Source organism: Flavobacterium dankookense (assembly GCF_004362665.1).
Classification (GTDB): domain Bacteria; phylum Bacteroidota; class Bacteroidia; order Flavobacteriales; family Flavobacteriaceae; genus Flavobacterium; species Flavobacterium dankookense.
Genome location: NZ_SNXR01000013.1, coordinates 108086 through 129612 on the forward strand (window position 1 = coordinate 108086; position 21527 = coordinate 129612).

At 33.3% G+C, this 21527-nt stretch carries 19 protein-coding genes and 1 tRNA gene; 14 read left to right on the plus strand and 6 right to left on the minus strand.

What is annotated here, in order from left to right; genetic code table 11:
* Window positions 1–84: 84 nt before the first annotated feature.
* Genes BC748_RS07060 through BC748_RS07070 form a run of 3 tightly spaced genes read right to left on the minus strand, consistent with a single transcriptional unit; the run spans window position 85 to window position 2196 of the window.
* Window positions 85–426, minus strand: a complete 342-nt coding sequence (locus BC748_RS07060) for a carboxymuconolactone decarboxylase family protein (protein WP_133532780.1) — start codon at window positions 424–426, stop codon at window positions 85–87.
* Entirely contained in the window at window positions 419–1231 is an 813-nt protein-coding gene (gene tatC / locus BC748_RS07065; protein WP_133532781.1) for a twin-arginine translocase subunit TatC, read from the minus strand. The genes BC748_RS07060 and tatC overlap by 8 nt, the downstream gene beginning before the upstream one ends.
* Window positions 1231–2196, minus strand: coding sequence for a KpsF/GutQ family sugar-phosphate isomerase (locus tag BC748_RS07070; protein ID WP_162846427.1), 966 nt, complete (start codon window positions 2194–2196; stop codon window positions 1231–1233). The genes tatC and BC748_RS07070 overlap by 1 nt, the downstream gene beginning before the upstream one ends.
* A gap of 86 nt (window positions 2197–2282) precedes the next feature.
* Here BC748_RS07070 and recQ point away from each other — a divergent pair, with 86 nt between their 5' ends.
* A complete protein-coding gene (recQ, locus tag BC748_RS07075) occupies window positions 2283–4481 on the plus strand; it encodes a DNA helicase RecQ (protein ID WP_133532782.1) in 2199 nt (732 codons plus the stop codon).
* A gap of 99 nt (window positions 4482–4580) precedes the next feature.
* Here recQ and BC748_RS07080 read toward each other — a convergent pair whose 3' ends face one another.
* Both BC748_RS07080 and BC748_RS07085 read right to left on the minus strand, forming a co-directional pair.
* Window positions 4581–8990 (minus strand): beta strand repeat-containing protein, encoded by a 4410-nt coding sequence (locus tag BC748_RS07080; protein WP_133532783.1) that lies wholly within the window; start codon window positions 8988–8990, stop codon window positions 4581–4583.
* 127 nt (window positions 8991–9117) lie between these two features.
* On the minus strand, window positions 9118–9354 hold the full coding sequence (locus BC748_RS07085) for a hypothetical protein (protein ID WP_133532784.1): 237 nt from the start codon (window positions 9352–9354) through the stop codon (window positions 9118–9120).
* Between the two features lie 58 nt (window positions 9355–9412).
* Between BC748_RS07085 and BC748_RS07090 the strand changes: the two genes are divergently transcribed.
* The 3 genes from BC748_RS07090 to BC748_RS07100 all read left to right on the plus strand — a co-directional run bounded on the left by BC748_RS07090 (window position 9413) and on the right by BC748_RS07100 (window position 13894).
* Window positions 9413–10465: a DUF2891 domain-containing protein gene (locus BC748_RS07090; protein ID WP_133532785.1), complete on the plus strand. Its 1053-nt coding sequence runs from the start codon at window positions 9413–9415 to the stop codon at window positions 10463–10465.
* 176 nt (window positions 10466–10641) lie between these two features.
* Window positions 10642–12207 carry an NAD(P)/FAD-dependent oxidoreductase gene (locus BC748_RS07095; protein ID WP_133532786.1) on the plus strand — a complete coding sequence of 522 codons (1566 nt, stop codon included), beginning with the start codon at window positions 10642–10644 and terminating at the stop codon, window positions 12205–12207.
* A gap of 106 nt (window positions 12208–12313) precedes the next feature.
* Window positions 12314–13894: an NADP-dependent glyceraldehyde-3-phosphate dehydrogenase gene (locus BC748_RS07100; protein WP_133532787.1), complete on the plus strand. Its 1581-nt coding sequence runs from the start codon at window positions 12314–12316 to the stop codon at window positions 13892–13894.
* Between the two features lie 97 nt (window positions 13895–13991).
* Here the strand turns inward: BC748_RS07100 and BC748_RS07105 are convergent, their stop codons facing one another.
* Window positions 13992–15089, minus strand: coding sequence for a bifunctional methionine sulfoxide reductase B/A protein (locus BC748_RS07105; RefSeq protein ID WP_133532788.1), 1098 nt, complete (start codon window positions 15087–15089; stop codon window positions 13992–13994).
* A gap of 163 nt (window positions 15090–15252) precedes the next feature.
* Here BC748_RS07105 and idi point away from each other — a divergent pair, with 163 nt between their 5' ends.
* The 10 genes from idi (at window position 15253) to BC748_RS07155 (ending at window position 21453) form a co-directional block, all read left to right on the plus strand.
* Complete coding sequence (gene idi, locus BC748_RS07110) at window positions 15253–15780, plus strand: isopentenyl-diphosphate Delta-isomerase (RefSeq protein ID WP_133532789.1); 528 nt, start codon at window positions 15253–15255, stop codon at window positions 15778–15780.
* 31 nt (window positions 15781–15811) lie between these two features.
* Window positions 15812–16222, plus strand: coding sequence for a 6-pyruvoyl trahydropterin synthase family protein (locus BC748_RS07115; RefSeq protein WP_133532790.1), 411 nt, complete (start codon window positions 15812–15814; stop codon window positions 16220–16222).
* 1 nt (window position 16223) lies between these two features.
* Window positions 16224–16679 carry a peroxiredoxin gene (locus BC748_RS07120; protein ID WP_133532791.1) on the plus strand — a complete coding sequence of 152 codons (456 nt, stop codon included), beginning with the start codon at window positions 16224–16226 and terminating at the stop codon, window positions 16677–16679.
* Window positions 16680–16720: 41 nt separating this feature from the next.
* Window positions 16721–17683, plus strand: coding sequence for a type I phosphomannose isomerase catalytic subunit (locus BC748_RS07125; RefSeq protein WP_133532792.1), 963 nt, complete (start codon window positions 16721–16723; stop codon window positions 17681–17683).
* A gap of 55 nt (window positions 17684–17738) precedes the next feature.
* Window positions 17739–18005: a hypothetical protein gene (locus tag BC748_RS07130; protein ID WP_133532793.1), complete on the plus strand. Its 267-nt coding sequence runs from the start codon at window positions 17739–17741 to the stop codon at window positions 18003–18005.
* A gap of 78 nt (window positions 18006–18083) precedes the next feature.
* A tRNA-Thr gene (locus BC748_RS07135) sits at window positions 18084–18157 on the plus strand.
* Between the two features lie 100 nt (window positions 18158–18257).
* Window positions 18258–19169 (plus strand): EamA family transporter, encoded by a 912-nt coding sequence (locus BC748_RS07140; protein ID WP_133532794.1) that lies wholly within the window; start codon window positions 18258–18260, stop codon window positions 19167–19169.
* Window positions 19170–19222: 53 nt separating this feature from the next.
* Entirely contained in the window at window positions 19223–19930 is a 708-nt protein-coding gene (aqpZ, locus tag BC748_RS07145) for an aquaporin Z (protein ID WP_133532795.1), read from the plus strand.
* Between the two features lie 72 nt (window positions 19931–20002).
* Entirely contained in the window at window positions 20003–20605 is a 603-nt protein-coding gene (locus tag BC748_RS07150) for an alpha-ketoglutarate-dependent dioxygenase AlkB family protein (protein WP_133532796.1), read from the plus strand.
* Window positions 20606–20628: 23 nt separating this feature from the next.
* Window positions 20629–21453, plus strand: coding sequence for a sterol desaturase family protein (locus BC748_RS07155; RefSeq protein ID WP_133532797.1), 825 nt, complete (start codon window positions 20629–20631; stop codon window positions 21451–21453).
* The last annotated feature ends 74 nt before the right edge of the window (window positions 21454–21527 follow it).

Genomic DNA, 21527 nt, shown 5'->3' on the forward strand with positions numbered 1-21527 from the left:
TAGATTTTTTGACAAATTAACAAATAAACTAATCACCAAATCGACGATTTAACTAATTATTAATTTTTAATTCTCAATTTTTAATTATTTTTCCAATGCTTCCCAAAATTCATAAGCTCTTCGCAAATGAGGAATAACAATCGTTCCACCAACTAAGGTTGCAATTCCCATGGTTTCCATCATTTCTTCTTTGGTTACTCCATGCTTGTAGCTGGTTTCTAAATGATATTTGATACAATCATCGCATCGCAAAACCGCCGAGGCAACTAATCCCAGAAGTTCTTTGGTTTTTACGTCCAATGCACCTTCAGCATAAGCATTAGTATCCAAATTGAAAATTCTTTTGATAACTAAATTGTTATCTGCCAATAATTTTTCGTTCATTTTAGAACGATAATCGTTAAATTCTTGTACTAAATCAGCCATTTTTTAATTTCTTTTTTTCTACAAATACCGATAAAAATATACTTGCTTCATAAATTATAAGCATTGGAATAGCTACTGTAATTTGGCTCACAACATCTGGAGGTGTTACAATTGCCGCCACAATTAGCACAATTACGATAGCGTATTTTCTATATTTTCTGAGGAAATTTGGTGTTACTAATCCTAATTTGGTTAAAAAGTATATAATAATTGGCAGTTCAAAAAACAATCCGGCTGCTATAACCGATGTTTTTATCATACCTATATATGAATCTAAATTGAATTCATTTTTTACAACATTACTGACTGAAAATGTTGCCACAAAGTTGATAGAAAGCGGTACAATGACAAAATAGCCAAAAAGCACACCAAGAAAAAATAAAACAGACGACATTAGTATGAAACCAATTGCGCCTTTTTTTTCTTTTTCATACAACGCTGGACTTATAAATTTCCAAAGTTCATACAATATATATGGAAATGCAAGAATAAATCCAGCCGTGATACACGTCCAAATGAAAACATTAATTTGTCCTTCCATTGAAGTGTTTTGTATTGTGAAAGGAAGATCTTTGACACAAATATCGCCTGTTACACCAAGTGACTGAGCCAAATCACAAAAAAAGCGATAGGTTATGAAGTCAGTATGAGTTGGACCAAATATGATGTCGTCAAAAATAAAATCACTAAAAGCGTAGGTCACAATCGCCATAATTACAATTACAGCCGAACTTCTTACTAATAACCATCTTAAATCTTCAAGATGATCCAAGAATGACATTTCATTTATATTCTTTTTTGCCATTATACAATACCTTCTTTTAGAATATCATGTAAATGCAAAACACCTTTATACTCACTTCCGTCAACTACTACAAGTTGTGTAATCGAAAAATCTTCGAGTATATTCAGTGCATCACTGACTAAATCAGTAGTTTTAATCGTTTTTGGATTAATAGTCATAATGTCTTTTGCCGTTAAACCACTAATAGTCTCGGTTTTATTTAACATTCTTCGAATATCACCATCGGTAATAATTCCAATTACTTTTTCATTTTCAACAACTGCCGTTACACCAAGTCTTTTTTCGGATATTTCTACAATTACTGTTTTTACACTCGAATCTGATGAAACAATAGGTTTGTGAGTTGTATCCAGCATTTCACCAACACGGAGTAAAAGTTTTTTTCCTAAAGCTCCACCAGGATGGTATTTGGCAAAATCTTCCGCAGTGAAATTTTTCATTTCCATCAAGCAAACTGCAATTGCATCGCCAATAACTAATTGAGCAGTTGTGCTGTTAGTTGGCGCTAAATTATTAGGACAAGCTTCTTTTTCTACATGAGTGTTTAACGTGTAATCAGCTTCTTTTCCTAAAAATGAAGTTACATTTCCAGTAATGGCGATTAATTTATTACCAAATCGTTTTAAAAGCGGAACCAAAGCTTTAATTTCAGGACTGTTTCCACTTTTAGAAATACAAATAACTACATCATCCGGTTGCACCATTCCCAAATCGCCATGAATCGCTTCTGAAGCATGAAGAAATAAAGAAGGCGTTCCAGTAGAGTTTAATGTAGCAACAATTTTTTGAGCAATAATAGCACTTTTTCCTATTCCTGTAACCACAAGTCTACCTTTGGAGTTGAAGATAGTTTCAACTGCTTTTACAAAATCAGTGTCAATATAATTAACTAGTTTACTGATAGATTCACTTTGAGAAAGGATTGATTTTTTTGCTGATGCTATAATGTCTTCTGTAGTTATCAAAATTGAAATAATATAAAATTTGTATGTTTAAAAGAAAGTTGTATCTTTATGTGGTGCAAATTTATGTAAAATACCATTAACTAAGAATGAATTCAAACGAAATTGACATACATAAAGAATTAAAAAAGTATTTTGGTTTCTCGCAATTTAAAGGGTTGCAAGAAAAAGTTATAAAAAGTATTATTAATCGTAATAACACTTTTGTTATTATGCCAACTGGTGGTGGAAAATCTCTTTGTTATCAACTTCCAGCATTAATTCATGAAGGAACAGCTATTGTAGTTTCTCCTTTAATTGCTTTAATGAAAAATCAGGTTGACGCTATTAGAAGTTTATCATCTGAGAATGGAATTGCTCATGTTTTAAACTCTTCGTTGACCAAAACAGAAATCAATCAAGTAAAAAAAGACATTACTTCGGGAATTACTAAACTTTTATATGTTGCTCCAGAGTCGTTAACAAAAGATGAATACGTAGAGTTTCTTCAAAGTGTTCCTGTTTCTTTTGTTGCCATTGATGAAGCACACTGTATTTCAGAATGGGGACATGATTTTAGACCTGAATATAGAAATCTTCGCCATATTATAAAACAGCTTGGAGAGAATATCTCAGTTATTGGTTTAACAGCTACTGCTACACCAAAAGTACAAGAGGATATTTTAAAAAATCTTGACATGTCGGATGCAACAACGTTCAAGGCATCGTTCAATCGTCCCAATTTATTTTATGAAGTAAGAACAAAAACTAAAAATATTGAAGCGGATATCATTCGTTTTATAAAACAAAACAAAGGAAAGTCAGGAATTATTTATTGCTTGAGCAGAAAAAAAGTTGAAGAAATTGCAGGAGTTCTCCAAGTTAACGGAATTTCTGCTGTTCCTTATCATGCAGGTTTAGATGCAAAAACTAGAGCCAAGCATCAAGATATGTTTTTGATGGAAGATGTTGAAGTTGTTGTTGCTACAATTGCATTCGGAATGGGAATCGATAAACCAGACGTTCGTTTTGTAATTCATCACGATATTCCTAAATCATTAGAAAGTTACTATCAAGAAACGGGTAGAGCTGGACGCGATGGTGGTGAAGGTCATTGTTTAGCTTACTATTCATATAAAGATGTAGAAAAATTAGAAAAATTCATGTCTGGAAAGCCAGTAGCAGAACAAGAAATTGGATTTGCTCTTTTGCAAGAAGTTGTTGCTTATGCAGAAACTTCAATGTCTCGACGTAAATTTTTATTGCATTATTTTGGTGAAGAATTTGACAGTGAAACTGGCGAAGGTGCTGATATGGATGACAATGTTCGTAACCCAAAAGTAAAAGTTGAAGCAAAAGACAATGTTAAAAAATTATTGGAAGTAGTTCGCGATACCAAACATTTGTATAAATCAAAAGAAATTGTTTTCACTTTAATTGGAAGAGTTAACGCTACTATAAAAGCACACAGAACTGATACGCAAAGTTTTTTTGGATGTGGAAATGACCAAGAAGAACGTTATTGGATGGCGTTAATTCGTCAGGTTTTAGTTGATGGAATGCTTACAAAGGATATTGAGACTTATGGAATTTTAAAAGTTTCTGATAAAGGACACGATTTCATTAAAAATCCAACTTCGTTTATGATGTCAGAAGATCATGAATATAACGAAGCTGAAGACGACGCCATAGTAACAGCTGCAAAATCATCAGGAACTGCAGATGAAGCATTGATGGCAATGTTGCGTGATTTGAGAAAAAAAGAAGCAAAAAAGCTTGGTGTTCCACCGTTTGTAGTTTTTCAAGATCCATCATTAGAAGATATGGCTTTGAAATATCCAATAACTATGGATGAATTAATTAATATTCATGGAGTTGGTGAAGGAAAGGCAAAAAAATATGGTGCTGCATTTGTTAATTTAATTGCAAGATATGTAGAAGATAACGATATCATTCGTCCTGATGATTTAGTTGTGAAATCTACAGGCGCCAACTCGGCAAATAAACTGTATATTATTCAAAATATTGATCGAAAACTTTCTTTGGAAGATATTGCCAAAGCAAAAGGAATGAAAATGGACGATTTGATCAAAGAAATGGAGCAAATAGTCTATTCAGGAACAAAACTGAATATAAAATATTGGATAAATGAAATCCTTGATGATGAGCAACAAGAAGAAATCCATGAATATTACATGGACTCAGAGTCAGATAATATTGAAGCTGCTCTTGCTGCATTTGATGGCGATTATGATATTCAGGAGTTACGATTGATGCGAATAAAGTTTATTAGCGAAGTTGCTAATTAATTTTTTTAATAGATTATTGAATTAATCTTTTTAATTCTTAAAAACAAAATCGGCTACTTTTTTAAAGTAGCCGATTTTTATTTGAATTGAAGTTTAGTTTTATCTTTTGATAACTTGAAGTGTTTTGGTTTTTCCTTCTTGAGATACTGAAACATTGTAAACTCCAGTTGGATAGCCATTACCAATTTCTGCATTTGATAAATTAGTATAATTAACCACTTTGTTTTCAATTAATCGTCCAATCATGTCATAAACTTTGATTATAACATCAGCTGAACTGTTAGTTTGAATGTCTAATTTAAATGTTTCAGAATAAGGATTTGGATAAGCAATAACTTTTGTTAATGAATCTGAAAATGTAGGATTTCCTAATTCACATTCTTCAGCCGTTTGAACTGTTGCAATAACAGGAATTCTTGCAGATGAACATACTTCAGTAACATCCCAATCAAAGAAAAAGTTATAACTATATGTATCGATAAAACCGTTGTTAATATCTCCAATTATAGATACAGCACCATTTGTAACAGGGAATGGACTAGGAAATGGACTAACATAAGCTAATGCATTATCATAAGAAGCACCATCAGTAATTTCAAGTGAGTAATTATTACCTGCTTGTAATGAATAATTAAGAGTAATAGTTTGTGCCGTAGTTGTTGGAGACCAACCAGAAGCAGCATCTGGAGTGAAAATCACTTCAGAAGTTCCTGGAACTTGAACACCATTTTGAAATACTTTAATTGTAATTGGAGCTACGCCAGTTCCTCCTGAATTTTGTTGTGGATAAACTTTAACTGAATTCAAAATAATTGAATTTGCTAAATTAAATACTAATCCTCTGTTTAAACCACCTGAACCGTATCCGTCATTTGTATATTGTAAACCAGCTGTACCGTTAGAGGTAGTTTCTGTTCCAGCATAGAAAGTTGTAGTTTCTGTAATTACTGGTGTTGTAAATGTATTTCCAGTTCCAAGTGCTGTTCCGCCAACTTGTGTTCCATACCATTTTACATCACCTGAAGATGAAGTAGCTGATAAAGTGGCAGTATCAATAGGCATACAAATAGTTGCAGGTGTAGCAGAAACTATAGTATTATTTAACGTTAATTGAACTGCTGTTGAAGCTACAGTTGTCGAACTAAACGAACAACTAACATTGCAACGATAGTATGTATCTTGAAGCGGTGTAACAGAACAAGTCGTAGCAGTTTCACCATCAATATCTGTGTAATCTGTACCGTTTATTGAACTTTGCCATTGATAAGTAATACCTTCACCAATAATAATGTTTTCTAAACTTAAAGTAACTGATTTTCCAGAACAAACTGCTGTTTCAGAAGCAAGTGTATTGCCAGGAGTAACTGTAGAACATTCTGCTTGTCGAGCAGTAGAAAAGTAACCTTTGAAATCATCAAACGATAATGGTTCGCTTGTTGATGTTAATGTATTTGGCGTTCCAGCAACAAAAGTTGAAGTTATTCCAAAATCATTGTCATAAACTCCAGTAGCTGAATCTGCCTGAACAATGATACTAGTCTCAATGGCGTTTGCATCTGCAACACTAATATTAAAATCGATAACTGTTCCTGCTGTTTTTGAAACTTCCCATCTGTTTTGGCTTAAATTTGAGATATTTGATGAAGCTGTTCCAGGATTAGTTTCAAAAGCTTCTACTTTTAAATTTGTTCCAGGACTACCAAATGATCCAGCCGGCGTTGTAACTGCAACCCAAATTGGAGCATAAGATGATTTTCCAACTGGGAAAAAGAATTTATCTATAAAACCAGAACCGTTTGTTAAATCATTTGCATTTTGTCCGCCTCCGATATCTTTTGCAAATGGACCATCAATATAACATGTTTCTCCAAAATTTCCAGATACAGATGCTGTATATGACATTGCTGGAGCTCCAATTTTTAAGATACTTGTTTCAGAAGTATGAATAATACCTGCTGTCATGTTTAGTCCAACAACTACGTTGAATGGCACTAAGAAAGTTACACCTTCTGAACTAGTATTATTCACTCTAAGTTGAGAAACTGAACCGGTATTAGCTGGAGTATTTAGCATTACATCAGTTTGTGCATTAAATGTTCCTGTTCCAGAAATAGTTTGCGGTTTTGAAGTAGCTACATAATTCCCATCAATAAAATTTCCAAAAGTTGTAGTGTTATATAAATTTAATTCGCCATTGTTTGTAATGTTTCCACCAAAATAAGTCTCCACGCCAGCGCCTTTTACTTTTCCTTGTGTTATTGTAAAATCATTTTGAACATTCATTGTAGAAGAACCACTTGGGTTGCTTGAATCTAAATTAACAAAACGGTTTGTAGCATCTAAAGCATTAATAGTTAAATTATTCAATGATAAAGTTCCGCTATTAGCTCTGAAACTACAATTAAATCCATTCGTAGTTACAACACTTTTTTGAGTTGAAATACCATCACCTATTTGAAGTGTATGATTTTCTCCTGCGGCGTAGTTATTACTAGAGTCGTAGATAAATGTAGAAGGAGAATTAGTCACAGTATAAAAAGTCAATTCTAGTGGTAAATTTAATCCTGTTTCTGGTAAACTTGGATTAGTATTAATTGAACCGTCAAAATTAATGTTTGCAATGGTAGTTCCAGCAGGAATTCCATCACCAACAACAACTTGTCCAACGGATAATCCATCAACCGAATCTAAAGTAACACTTGTTGGATACCAGCACAAAAATCCTACGCATGGAACAATAGCTGTTGCTGTATGAGTTGTTGCTATAGTTGCACTCGAAACGGCTGGATCTACTATCGTTATTTTTCCTCCAGTTAAGTTTAATGTTGCATTTCCAATTTTGAAAAGTGTTTGGTCAATACTTGTTGCAGCATCACCATTATTATTTCCATCTACAATGATATCACCACCAATTTGATTGAATGTACTTCCATCAGTATGAACTATATTTCCATTAACAACTAATGAACCACCATTAATGGTATATGTTCCTCCATTGAAAAATGTAGCGTTATTATTAGTACAACCAACGGTTAAGGTTGCAGATTCGTTAATTAAAGTTGCTCCTGCAGAAATATTCACACCTGTTACTGCACTGGCAGAGTTGATAGTTATGGAATGTCCTGAAAGTAGCGTTACTGTATCACTACATGTTGGAATACTGTTGCTACTCCAAGTTGAAGCGTCATTCCAATTTCCTGATTGAATAGATGTTACAGGTGTGTCTACAGCAGCATTATATCCTATTTGAAAAACATTTTCTAAATCAGAATCCGAAAGACCAATTCTAGTAGCAAAAGGTATAATTGTTCCAGATTGATGATTTCCAATTGTTGTTCCATCTGCTTTTACAATTCTTGAATTACCATTTTTAACTAAATAAGCATCTTGAGCAGAAAAAGCTATAGAATGATTTCCGATTGGAAACGAATAAGTAGCATCTTTTGAAACAACCCAAGCACTTTCATAAATGTCGGTTACTGTATAAGTTCCATCTGCAATTGCAAATCCTGAAGAAACAGCAGTTGCATCATAATAAGCAACAGAAAGTTCTCCTGAAACTGCTGATGAAGTGTTATCATTTGGTCTTACAATATAGGCAGCTCGGCTTTTACCGTCAATATTAATGAATGGAAAAATTGCGTTATTATTGTTATAATCTGAACCAGATGTTATTGCAGGAAAGTTATCATAACTTCCATACCATCTTCCAATAGTTCCAGTTAGAAAACCATTTCCAGCTGTGCAATTTGTCGTAGCAGAACCATAATTTCCAATGGTAATTTTATTTTCCGCTAAATCAACACGTCCATTGGCCAAAGTCAGCACGCTTTTGATTTTGATATTATTAAATCCCCAAATAACATTTGGAGTAGCAGAACTTGAATTATCAATAATTAGTTGATTAATTACAGCTCCATTATTTGTGTTGTCCGTTACATATAAAGTTCCTCCAAAAGTACCCAAACCACTTACAGTTTGAACTGTAGTACCATTTAAAACTAAAGCACCTTCTGGATTATAACTAGCTCCAACAGACAAATCTATTCTACCATTATTTATTATATTTCCAGCAACGGTCAGTTGTGTTGATTTATCATAACCAAAACTACCAGCATCATAATAAAAAACAGCATCAAATAAACCTCCATTATTAACGGTCAAATTCCCTTTGATAGTAAAATCTGGTGAATCAGTACCACTTTCGAGTATTCCAGAAATAGTTACATCGTTTACAGTTATCAAATCGTCCAAAAGAACAGTTGTTCCAGTAGCAATTACGATATTGTCAATTGAAGTTGGTGCTGTTGCTGTTCCCCAAGTTGTTGCGTCAGTAAAATTTCCCGATTGAACAGAAGTAAAAGTGGTTTGTGATTGAACATTCATCGCAATGAATAAAAACATTGCAACTGATGAGATCATTTTTAAAGAATGATTTTTTTGTTTTGAAATTTTCTCTCGATTGTTGATGACTTTCGATAGAATTTTTAGAAAGTAATGTTGTGACATAAATTTTAGAATTGATTAGTTTAACCAAAACTATATCATTTAAATCTATAATTTTAATTGTATACTTTCAAAATTACGGAATTTTTAAAGCTATTTATGGATTTTTAAAAGCCTTTTCCGCTCATAATCAAGGATATAATTCACCTCGATGAGGTTTTAAAACATCGCGAACTTGTATCATGTACTCATCCGTCACCACCATATAGGCAATGGCGTGTAACTCATTTTTAACCTCAAAACCAGTGATGCTAATAGGCAATTTTTCCATAGCAATATATTCTTTCAAATGAATTTCATGATGCTCGGCAGTTTTTGCAGCAGCTTCACCTCGAAAATCCCAAATCAGTTTAATTTGTCGTGACATAGAGTAAAAAGTAGTTTGACAAAGGTAAGTTTTTGTTACATTTGAAAAAAACAACACCATGAAATTCATCTATATTTTATTTTTATCAGCTTGTTTCAATAGCTTTTCTCAAGAATTAACACTCGAACAAGCCAATCATTTAGCCACATTACCATTAAAATGCTTGCAACAAGAGTATCCAAATAAATTGGGCCAAATGCTCATTGACAGCACCGAAATTCAATCACCCAAAAAACTCCATCCAACATTTTATGGTTGTTTCGATTGGCATTCCTCAGTTCACGGACATTGGAGTTTGGTTTATTTGCTCAAGCGATATCCTAATTTGGCTAACAAAGAACAGATTATCCAAAAACTAAAAACCAACCTTTCCAAAGAAAATATTCAGGTAGAAATCGATTATCTCAATAAGAAACACGAAAAATCATTCGAACGAACCTACGGCTGGAACTGGTTGCTCAAACTACAACTCGAACTCGAAACCAGCAACGAACCTTTCGCTGCGGAATTGGCTCAAAATCTTAAACCACTTTCTAATATAATCATCGAGCGTTACATCGAATTTTTGCCTAAATTACTTTATCCAGTTCGCGTTGGAACACATTCAAACACCGCTTTCGGACTAACAAATGCTTGGGATTATGCTGTGTTTTCTAAAAATGAAGTACTCCAAAAAAGCATCAAAGAAAACGCCATTCGGTTATTCCAAAAAGACGAAAACTGTCCATTCAATTGGGAACCAAGTGGAACCGATTTCCTTTCGCCGTGTATGGAAGAAATGGCGTTAATGCAACGAATTTTAAATAAAAAAGACTTTCTAACTTGGCTCAAAAAGTTCGCACCAAACCTTTTCAAAAAAGACTACAAATGGGAAGTCGCCCGCGTTTCCGACAGAACCGATGGACATCTAGTGCATCTCGACGGACTAAATTTCAGCCGCGCTTGGAACATGTATTATTTGTTAAATCAATATCCAAACGAGTTCAAACACCTGAAAAATCTCGCCGATTACCATCTCAATTTCTCGCTTCCGTCCGTGGTTGACGGCAATTATGAAGGCGAACATTGGCTGGCTTCCTTCGCTTTACGAGCTTTCGAAGAAAAGAAATAATTTTTCTTGGGCGACAATTCGTGCTATCCGTTTCAAGTTCTCGCTAAAAAAACTATTTTTGCAACAACAGAAAAGAGCTTCTTTTAGTCGCTTTTTCTGTTGGCAAAAAATAAGTTTTTTTTAGCTCAAAGCTTTTCACTACTATCACGGTCGCAACCTATATTATACATTAAAAAATGCCACAAGAATTAAACCTACAAGTTTCTCCTGAAATAGCTGCCAATGAAAGTTTGCTCTATGACTATGTGGCAAAAACAGTACGAGTTTCGACTAAGTTAGTTCAAAAAGTGGTAGTTCTAAAACGCTCCATCGACGCGCGACAAAAAGCCATAAAAATTAATCTAAAAGTCTCTGTTTACTTAATCGATGAAGAATTTGAAGCGCAAAAAATAGCACTTCCCGATTATCAAAACGTTTCCAACCAGCAAGAAGTTATAGTTGTTGGCGCTGGACCAGCTGGACTTTTCGCAGCTTTACAATTAATTGAATTGGGTTTAAAACCAATAGTTATCGAAAGAGGAAAAGACGTTCGCGGTCGTCGTCGCGATTTAAAAGCTATCAATCGTGATCATATTGTCAACGAAGACAGCAATTATTGTTTTGGCGAAGGCGGAGCAGGAACGTATTCCGATGGAAAATTATATACACGTTCAAAAAAACGTGGCGATGTAGATAGAATTCTCCGATTACTAGTAGCTTTCGGAGCTTCCGATGATATTCTAGTGGAAGCACATCCACATATTGGAACCAATAAATTACCTCAAATTATTCAAGACATTCGAGAAAAAATTATCGAATGTGGCGGAAAAGTTTTATTCGATACTCGCGTCACCGATTTTTTGGTAAAAAGTAATGAAATTCAAGGAGTTGTCATTCAAAATGGAGATGTAATTTCAGCCAATAAAGTCATTTTAGCCACAGGACATTCGGCTCGTGATATTTTTGAATTATTAGACAGAAAGAAAATTTTAATAGAAGCCAAACCATTTGCATTAGGCGTTCGAGCAGAACATCCACAAGAACTAATTGATAGAATTCAATATTCCTGCGATTTTCGTGGCGAGTTTTTACCTCCATCACCATATTCTATTGTAAAACAAGTCAATGGACGCGGAATGTATTCCTTTTGTATGTGTCCAGGTGGTGTAATTGCGCCTTGTGCTACAAGTCCAGGCGAAGTAGTAACCAACGGTTGGTCGCCATCCAAACGTGATCAAGCTACTGCCAATTCGGGAATTGTAGTCGAACTAAAATTAGAAGATTTCAAACCTTTTGCCAAATTTGGCGCTCTTGCCGGTATGGAATTTCAAAAAGCCATTGAACAAAGAGCGTGGCATTTAGCAGGTCAAACTCAAAAAGTTCCAGCACAACGAATGGTCGATTTTACGCAAAATAAAGTTTCGTCTGATATTCCAAAAACATCTTATGTTCCCGGAACAACTTCAGTAGAAATGGGACAAGTTTTCCCAGGATTTTTATCTCAAATCATGCGAGAAGGATTTAAAGAATTTGGAAAAACCATGAAAGGTTATTTAACAAACGATGCTATTCTTCACGCACCAGAAAGCAGAACTTCATCGCCAGTTAGAATTCCAAGAGATAATGAAACATTAGAACATGTACAGTTAAAAGGTTTGTATCCATGTGGCGAAGGTGCAGGTTATGCTGGCGGAATTATTTCGGCTGCCATTGATGGCGAAAAATGCGCAATCAAGATTTCGGAAAGTCTTAGAAAATTCTAACTATATTTTTTATTTAATTCTATTACAACGTTTTAGTTAATTTCTTTTTAATAAAGTCTGTTGGGCGTTTTTGTAGATGTAGTACTTTTATAAAAAAATCATATCTATGAACGCTATTCCTAAAGAATTTCAAATTACTAATTTATTACATCAAGATACTTATCTGGTAAATGGCGAATTAAAAAAATGGACAGGAGAAACGTCAAAAGTCTATTCAACTATTTCTTCAACTGAGCATTATGAACCAACTTTGTTAGGAACAATTCCAACTATGGGCGAAATGGCTGCCGATGAGGTCGTGAAATCCGCAGTTGCAGCTTATGACAAAGGACAAGGAATCTGGCCAACAATGAAAGTGAGTGACCGAATCAAATGTATGGAAGATTTTGTCACGCAAATGAAAGCTACTCGTAGCGAAGTAGTGAAATATTTGATGTGGGAAATTGGCAAATCATTATCTGATTCGGAGAAAGAATTTGACAGAACTGTGGAATACATTTATGATACTATCGAAGATTATAAAGAATTAGATAGAAACAATGCACGATTTACAAAAAGTCAAGGTGTGAATGCCATGGTAAGACGCGGTCCACTTGGTGTAGTGCTTTGTCTTGGACCATATAATTATCCGTTGAATGAAACTTTTTCATTGTTAATTCCTGCAATAATTATGGGTAATACCGTAATTTTTAAACCAGCCAAACATGGTGTGTTGTTAATTTCTCCTTTACTTGAAGCGTTTAGAAGTAGTTTTCCAAAAGGGGTTATCAATATAGTTTATGGTAGAGGAAGAGACGTGGCTTCTCCAATAATGAAATCAGGAAAAATTGACATTTTGGCTTTGATTGGTAATAGTAAATCAGCAATTGCTTTACAAGATCAACACCCAAATAAAAATCGTCTTCGTTTGATTTTAGGATTGGAAGCAAAAAATCCAGCAATTATTCTACCTGATGCCGATTTAGATTTGGCGATTCAAGAATGTATTACTGGAACATTATCTTTCAATGGTCAACGATGTACCGCTCTGAAAATTCTTTATGTTCACGAAACTATTTCAGCGGAATTTAACAAACGATTTGCCGAAAAAGTAGATGCTTTGCCTTTCGGAAATCCATGGGAAAAAGGCGTTTCACTAACACCATTACCCGAAGTTGAAAAACCCAATTACATTCAAGAACTCATTGATGATGCTACCATTAAAGGTGCTAAAATAATTAATCAAAAAGGTGGAGAACGAACTGAGAATTATATTTTTCCATCAATTTTATTTCCTATAAACAAACAAATGCGAGTTTATCATGAAGAGCAATTTGGTCCTGTAATACCAGTTCTGACTTTTAAAGATATTCAAGAACCGCTGGATGATATGGCAGAATCAAACTATGGTCAACAAGTAAGTTTATTTGGTAGAGATATAAAAACTATTGGACCGCTTATTGATACATTGGTTAATTTGGTTTGCCGTGTGAATTTGAATAGTTCTTGTCAGCGTGGACCAGATGTTTATCCTTTTACAGGAAGAAAAGATTCGGCAGTAGGAACTTTGAGTATCCATGATGCATTGCGGTCTTTTTCTATCAGAACTTTTGTTGCTTCAAAAGACAATGCCTACAATAATGAAATTCTTCAGGCTTTATTAAATAGCAAAGAATCTAATTTTATAAATACGGATTATATTCTGTAGAATTCTAACTGTTTAGAAGAAAAAACACAGATTTCACAAATTATCGCAGAAAAAAAGTTGTATGAATTTGTAAAATCTGTGTTTAACTTGAATATTATTATTTTTTTAATCTATCCTTAAAAACTTTTTCAAATTTTTCAATTTTTGGTTGAATGACCATTTGACAATAGGGTTTGTTTTTATTATTTTCATAATAACCTTGATGGTATTCTTCCGCTTTGTAGAATTTTTTAAGCGGTTCAAGTGTTGTTACAATCTTGTTTGAGAACACTTCAGTATTTAATTCTTTAATCAAGTCTTGAGCAACTTTTTTCTCGTTTTCATTTTTATAGAAAATAACCGAGCGATATTGCGTACCAACATCAGCACCTTGACGATTTAAAGTAGTTGGATCATGAACGGTGAAGAATACTTTGAAGATTTCGTCCAAATTCGTTTTGGTTTTGTCATATGTAATTTCAACTACTTCTGCTGCTCCAGTTCTCCCGGTGCAAACTTCTTCATAACTCGGATTTTCAACGCTTCCTCCAGCATAACCTGAATAGACACTTTTTACACCATCCAAATTTTGATAAACGGCTTCAACACACCAAAAACAGCCGCCACCAATAACAATTGTTTCTAAATCACCTGAAGTTGAAGTTACACCGTCTGGAACAAAATCTAGAGAAATTGCATTCATGCAATATCGCTTTCCGGTTGGCTCAGGACCATCATCGAATAAATGCCCTAAATGACTATCACATCTTCCACAAAGTGCTTCAGTGCGTTGCATTCCATAGGAATTATCAGCTTTGAAAGTGATGCTTTCTTTGTTGTTTTGCTCAAAAAAACTTGGCCATCCACAGCTACTCACAAACTTTTGGTCTGATTTAAATAATTTATTTCCGCAGGTTGCACAATAATAGGTTCCTTTGGTTTCACTTTTCCACATCGTTCCCGTAAAAGCACGTTCTGTATCGGCTTCACGCGCAACTGCATACAAATCTGGAGATAGAATTTTCTTCCATTCGGTATTTGGGACATTTAATTTTTTTGTGTCGGTATTCGAATAATACGGATTTTCAGGTTTGCTGATTACGTTTTCCATTGCAATTGTTTTTGTTGTTGTGTTTTTTTGTTTGTTGTTCGATTGACCGCATGCGTTTAAAACGAACAGTGGAATGATAACTAAAATATTCAAGATTTTTTTCATAGCAATCTTATTTAAATAGAGTACAAATTTACAACAGATATACGCTGTAAAATGTCTTGCAGATTACAAAATGAGTGGTTTTAAGTAAAGTTTAACGGTTGTTGAAAATATAAAAATAACATAGCAATTCTTTTTTCGTATTTTTGACCTTCATAAAAAATCTATGAAAGAAGAGCAAGTAATATTAGTTAACGAAAAAGACGAACCTATTGGTTTGATGAATAAATTGGAAGCTCACGAAAAAGCAGTTTTGCATCGTGCCTTTTCAGTTTTTATATTGAATGGTAAAAATGAAGTCATGTTGCAACAACGTGCACATCATAAATACCATTCGCCTTTATTGTGGACCAATACTTGTTGCAGTCATCAACGTGCTGGAGAAACTAATATTGAAGCAGGAAAACGCCGCCTTTATGAAGAAATGGGTTTCAAAGCAGAACTAAAAGAACTTTTTCATTTTATTTACAAAGCACCTTTTGATAACGGTTTGACCGAACACGAACTCGATCACGTAATGATTGGTTATTCTAATGAAGAACCAAATATTAATTGTGAAGAAGTAGAAAGTTGGAAATGGATGACCATTGAAGATATTAAAGACGATATGGTTGCCAATCCACATATTTATACTGTTTGGTTCAAGATTATATTCGATGAATTTTACCATTATTTAGAAGATCACAAACTATAAATTTCAAATTCCAAATTTCAAATTCCAAAATATGAAAGTTACCGTTTCTAGAAAAGCACATTTCAACGCCGCACACCGATTGTATCGAAAAGATTGGACAATGGAGCAAAACGATTTGGTTTTTGGCAAATGCAATAATCCCAATTATCACGGACATAATTATGAACTTATAGTTTCAGTTACTGGAGAAATCGATCAGGAAACTGGTTTTGTGATTGATGTTAAAATCCTTTCCGATTTAATTAAAGAGCATATAGAAAACGCTTTCGATCATAAAAATCTAAATCTAGATGTTGTTGATTTTGCCGATTTAAATCCGACTGCCGAAAATATTGCGGTTGTAATTTGGAATAAACTTAGAAAATTTATCGATGCCAATAAAGAGTTAGAAGTCGTTCTTTATGAAACACCTCGCAATTTTGTAACCTATAAAGGAAACTAAAATGGCACTAAAAATAGGTGATAAGCTTCCCAATTTTAAAGCAAAAGATACGAACGGAAATCTCTTTGATAGTCAAGATTATATAGGAAAGCAACCACTTGTTATTTATTTTTATCCAAAAGACGAAACAAAAGTTTGTACTGAACAAGCTTGTAGTTTTAGGGATAATTACGAAGAATTTAAAGAATTAGGAGCTGAAATTATTGGAATTAGTGCTGATACAGTTCAGTCGCACATAAATTTTAAGAAAAAATTTAATCTGCCTTTTATTTTGCTTTCCGATTATGACAAAAAACTTCGAAAACTTTTTCAAGTAGAGAATGATTTCTTGTTTATTCCTGGCCGTCAAACCTTTGTAGCCAATAAAGAAGGTGAAATTGTTCTAGTTTTTAATAGTATGTCAGGTAAAATTCATATCGAAAAAGCATTAAAAATAGTGCAGAAAATGACAAAATAGTATTTTTTTAATTTTGCATCTTTGTACTTTAAAATTATCAAATGAAACTTTATCCATTGCAATTTCAACCTATTCTAAAAGACAGAATTTGGGGAGGAACAAAACTTAAAACGTATCTAAACAAACCTATAACTTCAGAAATAACAGGAGAAAGTTGGGAGATTTCTACAGTTGAAAATGATGTGAGTATCATTGTAAATGGTTTTTTTGAGGGAAAATCGTTGAACGAGTTGATAAATGAGTTTCCAGAACAAGTTTTAGGAATAGAAGTTTTCAAAAGATTTGGAAAACAATTCCCTTTATTATTCAAATATCTTGATGCACGCGAAGATTTGTCAATTCAAGTTCATCCCAATGATGAATTGGCTGCCAAACGTCATAATTCCTTTGGAAAAACGGAAATGTGGTATGTTATGCAAGCCGACGATGACGCACGATTAATAGTTGGTTTTAAAGAAAAATCATCTCCAGAAGAATATATTCAGCATTTAGAGAATAAGACATTATTGAATATTCTGGATACCAAAAAAGTAAAAAAAGGCGATGTGTTTTTTTTAGAAACTGGAACTGTTCATGCCATTGGTGCTGGAACTGTAATTGCCGAAATCCAGCAAACCTCAGACATCACTTATAGATTGTATGATTTTGATAGAGTTGATGCCAATGGAAATGTGCGTGAACTTCATGTTGATTTAGCTCTTGAAGCGATTAATTATGAAACAGTTGAAGCGCAAATAAAATATTCAAAAATAGAAAATAAACCAAATGAAGTTGTTGATTGTCAGTATTTCACAACTAATTTTATCCCTTTAAATGGAAAAATAGATTGCAATAAAAATCAAAATTCATTTACCGTTTATATGTGTGTTGATGGCGATTTTGAATTGATTTTAAATAAAGAAAAGTATAATTATAAGAAAGGCGATACTGTTTTAATTCCTGCTTTTTTAACTGATTTTCAGTTAAATGGAAATGCATCGGTACTAGAAATTTATATTTCTTAACCTATATTCAAAAGATTATACTTAATTTTGCACCAAATTTTAAAAATAAAAGAAAATGCCAAGTGTTAAAAATTTAAAAAAAGATATCAATTTTGTTTTAGGTGATATTATTGAAGCAGTATATATCTATGAGATGACAACTTCAGGAAAACCATCTGATAAATCAAATGGTATTATAGATGAAGCAATTACATCTTTTGATAGTTTGATTAAAAAAGTAAATGCAAAGAATGTTGAGAATAAAAAAGCGCATTTTAAACAAATCAATACAGAATTAGAACAAACTGCTAATCAATTGGTTGAAAAAATCAACGCTTTATAGTCAAAAAAATCAATAAAAAAGTGTAAAAATATTTTGGAGATTTCATTTTCACTATTATATTTGCACTCACGTTGAAACGCCAGCGTAGCTCAGTTGGCTAGAGCAGCTGATTTGTAATCAGCAGGTCGTGGGTTCGAATCCCTCCGCCGGCTCAATAAAACCACCACTTTTTAGTGGTGGTTTTTTGTTTTTAATATATTCTCCAAAACCATTTCTATTCTATATCTTTGTCCGCTTTTTAAAAAATAGATAATGATTGGAAATAAAATATTGAAAGGTGTTGTATTAGTTGGACTTGGAGCTGCAAGCTATGGGATGTTAGCTACGTTCGTAAAGTTAGCATATTCAGATACGAGTTCACAAGGACTTCATTACACACCAGCAGAAGTTATAACAGCTCAATTTGTAATTGGTATTCTCATCGTTTTATTGATTAATGCTTTTGAAAAAAACAGAAAAGGGAATACAGTAATCAAAGCAACTTCATCTGATGTCAAAAAGTTAATGTTGGTTGGAACTTCGACCGGATTGACGAGTATCTTTTATTATTTGGCTGTAAAATATATTCCGGTTTCTATTGGTATTGTTTTATTAATGCAAACCGTTTGGATGGGTGTGGTTTTAGAAATGTTTTTAGAGAAAAAATTACCGTCGAAAGTAAAAATCATCGCAGTTTTAATTGTGTTATTCGGCACTTTACTAGCTACAAATGTGTTAAATAATTCAGTAAATCTTGACTGGAGAGGTATTGTTCTTGGACTTTTAGCGGCAGCATCTTTTACAACAACCATGTTTGCTGCTAATAGAGTTGCATTAACAATTTCTTCAGCTCAAAGAAGTTTATATATGCTTTTAGGTGGAATTGTAGTAGTGTTTATTTTTGCAATCTTTACACAAGATACACCTTTTAATTATGATATTTTCTTTAAATGGGGAATTTTACTTGCGTTATTTGGCACAGTTATTCCACCAATACTACTCAACGCTGGTTTTCCTCTAACTGGTATTGGTCTTGGAAGTATAGTTTCAGCATTAGAGTTACCTGTTTCTGTTATGATGGCATTTATAATTTTAAATGAAAATGTAGTTTTCAGTCAATGGCTCGGTATTGTGTTAATTATTGCAGCAATTGTGATTATGAATGTAAAATTTAAGAAAAATTAACATTTTAATAGAAAATTCCGTATTTTTGATTGTAATCAATAAAATCAAAACATATGAGAAAACTATTCGCAGAATTTTTTGGAACTTTCTGGCTCGTTTTTGGCGGCTGTGGAAGCGCACTTTTTGCAGCAGGAATTCCAGACTTAGGAATTGGATTTGCTGGTGTATCATTAGCATTTGGATTAACTGTTTTGACAATGGCATATGCTGTTGGTCATATTTCTGGCGGACATTTTAACCCTGCTGTTTCTTTTGGACTATGGGCAAGTGGACGTTTTTCTACTAAAGATTTACTACCTTATATTGTTGCGCAATGTTTAGGTGGAATTGTTGCAGCTGGAGCTTTGTTGTTTATCCTTTCAGGAAAAGCAGGGTTTACAATTGACAATACTAAACCTGGAGCTTTTGCAACCAATGGTTATGATGCTTTTTCTCCTGATGGTTATTCAATGACAGCAGCTTTTACAACAGAATTTGTTTTGACAATGTTCTTCTTAATCGTAATTCTTGGTGCAACAGATAAAATGGCAAATGGAAAGTTTGCAGGCGTAGCTATTGGATTAGCATTAACTTTAATTCATCTGATTAGTATTCCAATTACAAATACATCAGTAAATCCTGCGCGATCCACTTCACAAGCTATTTTTGCACAAGGAGAATCGTTATCACAACTTTGGTTGTTTTGGGTTGCACCGATTGCAGGAGCAATTGTTGGAGGATTTTTGTATAAATTTTTATTAGACAAAAAGGATACTTTATAAGTAACTTCGATTTGAATAGTAATAAAGAGAAAAGAGTGAAATTATTCATTTTTTTCTCTTTATTTTTGTTTTATGAATACACTTTTTCCATCAGAAAGCATCGAATTTAATCTTCCCGATTCTGAAATCATTTATTATCCTAATTTTTTTAATAAAGAAAAAGCAGATGAGTTTTTTGAAAAACTAAAAAAGGATATTCCTTGGCAACATGATGATATTACTGTTTTTGGAAAAAAATATCCACAACCAAGGTTAACATCACTTTTTGGAAACGAAGGAAAGCCATACAGCTATTCTAATATAGTTATGAAGCCGCATTCATGGAATTCTTTACTCATGTTTATTAAAAATCAAATCGAAGAAGTTTGTCCAGAAAATTTTACTACCGTTTTACTAAACTATTATCGTGATGGAAAAGATAGTAACGGTTGGCATGCTGATAACGAAAAAGAATTAGGAACAAATCCAGTTATCGCCTCAGTAAGTTTTGGAGCAGAAAGAAGTTTTCATTTGCAGCACAATTCCTTCAAAGAGCAAAAATTAAAAATAAATCTCGAGCATGGAAGTTTATTGATTATGAAAGGAACAACTCAGCATTTTTGGAAACATCAAATTCCAAAAACGGTTAAACCAATTGGACCAAGAATAAATTTAACCTTCCGAATTATCAAATAGTTAGTTTTGTTATATTTGTAGTTATGCAAGAAATAATCAATTATTTTTCGTCAATTCCTTCGTCACACAGAGCTTCGATTTTAGCTGGCGGAATAGCTTTGTTTTGGGTAATTGAAAGTGCAATTCCTTTTATAAAATTTAAGTATAACAAATGGCAACACGCTGGAATTAATATTTTTTTTACGCTAACAACCATAATTATCAACTTTTGTTTGGCTTTTATTTTGCTAAAATCAGCGCAATGGACAGTCGATAATCAATTTGGAATTTTGAATTGGTTACCTAAAATGAATTTGTGGTTGTTTGCTATAATCGGATTATTGCTTTTAGATTTAATTGGAGCTTATTTAGCCCATTTGGTTGAACATAAAGTAAAATTTCTTTGGCGATTTCATCTCATTCATCATTCAGATACATGGATTGACACCACTTCAGGAAATAGACATCATCCCGGCGAAAGTGTCATTCGGTTTGTTTTTACAACAATTGGAGTTTTAGCTGTTGGAAGTCCAATGTGGATGGTTTTTTTATACCAAACATTATCAGTAGTTGCAACGCAATTCACACATGCAAACATAATTTTGCCAAAAAAGTTAGACAACTTTATAAGCTATTTTCTCGTTTCGCCTGATATGCATAAAGTACATCATCACTATGTTTTGCCATACACCGATAGCAATTATGGTAATATTTTTTCCATTTGGGACAGGATTTTTGGAACTTTTAAAACTTTGGATAGAAGCAAGTTAATCTATGGTGTTGATACACACATGAAACCTGAAGAACATAATAATTTAAAAAATTTATTGTCAATTCCTTTCCAAAAACTTCGTTCGCCAGAGAATTAATTAAAAAAAATAAATGTCCAATTAAAAACTAATTATTTTTTTTACTAATATTGAATTATTAATTTAATGAGTTT

Excerpts from the sequence above, each read along its gene's own strand:
- BC748_RS07060 (WP_133532780.1), bottom strand. The coding sequence starts at position 426 with ATGGCTGATTTAGTACAAGAATTTAACGATTATCGTTCTAAAATGAAC.
- tatC (WP_133532781.1), bottom strand. The coding sequence starts at position 1,231 with ATGGCAAAAAAGAATATAAATGAAATGTCATTCTTGGATCATCTTGAA.
- recQ (WP_133532782.1), top strand. The coding sequence starts at position 2,283 with ATGAATTCAAACGAAATTGACATACATAAAGAATTAAAAAAGTATTTT.
- BC748_RS07080 (WP_133532783.1), bottom strand. The coding sequence starts at position 8,990 with ATGTCACAACATTACTTTCTAAAAATTCTATCGAAAGTCATCAACAAT.
- BC748_RS07085 (WP_133532784.1), bottom strand. The coding sequence starts at position 9,354 with ATGTCACGACAAATTAAACTGATTTGGGATTTTCGAGGTGAAGCTGCT.
- BC748_RS07090 (WP_133532785.1), top strand. The coding sequence starts at position 9,413 with ATGAAATTCATCTATATTTTATTTTTATCAGCTTGTTTCAATAGCTTT.
- BC748_RS07095 (WP_133532786.1), top strand. The coding sequence starts at position 10,642 with ATGCCACAAGAATTAAACCTACAAGTTTCTCCTGAAATAGCTGCCAAT.
- BC748_RS07100 (WP_133532787.1), top strand. The coding sequence starts at position 12,314 with ATGAACGCTATTCCTAAAGAATTTCAAATTACTAATTTATTACATCAA.
- BC748_RS07105 (WP_133532788.1), bottom strand. The coding sequence starts at position 15,089 with ATGAAAAAAATCTTGAATATTTTAGTTATCATTCCACTGTTCGTTTTA.
- idi (WP_133532789.1), top strand. The coding sequence starts at position 15,253 with ATGAAAGAAGAGCAAGTAATATTAGTTAACGAAAAAGACGAACCTATT.
- BC748_RS07115 (WP_133532790.1), top strand. The coding sequence starts at position 15,812 with ATGAAAGTTACCGTTTCTAGAAAAGCACATTTCAACGCCGCACACCGA.
- BC748_RS07120 (WP_133532791.1), top strand. The coding sequence starts at position 16,224 with ATGGCACTAAAAATAGGTGATAAGCTTCCCAATTTTAAAGCAAAAGAT.
- BC748_RS07125 (WP_133532792.1), top strand. The coding sequence starts at position 16,721 with ATGAAACTTTATCCATTGCAATTTCAACCTATTCTAAAAGACAGAATT.
- BC748_RS07130 (WP_133532793.1), top strand. The coding sequence starts at position 17,739 with ATGCCAAGTGTTAAAAATTTAAAAAAAGATATCAATTTTGTTTTAGGT.
- BC748_RS07140 (WP_133532794.1), top strand. The coding sequence starts at position 18,258 with ATGATTGGAAATAAAATATTGAAAGGTGTTGTATTAGTTGGACTTGGA.
- aqpZ (WP_133532795.1), top strand. The coding sequence starts at position 19,223 with ATGAGAAAACTATTCGCAGAATTTTTTGGAACTTTCTGGCTCGTTTTT.
- BC748_RS07150 (WP_133532796.1), top strand. The coding sequence starts at position 20,003 with ATGAATACACTTTTTCCATCAGAAAGCATCGAATTTAATCTTCCCGAT.
- BC748_RS07155 (WP_133532797.1), top strand. The coding sequence starts at position 20,629 with ATGCAAGAAATAATCAATTATTTTTCGTCAATTCCTTCGTCACACAGA.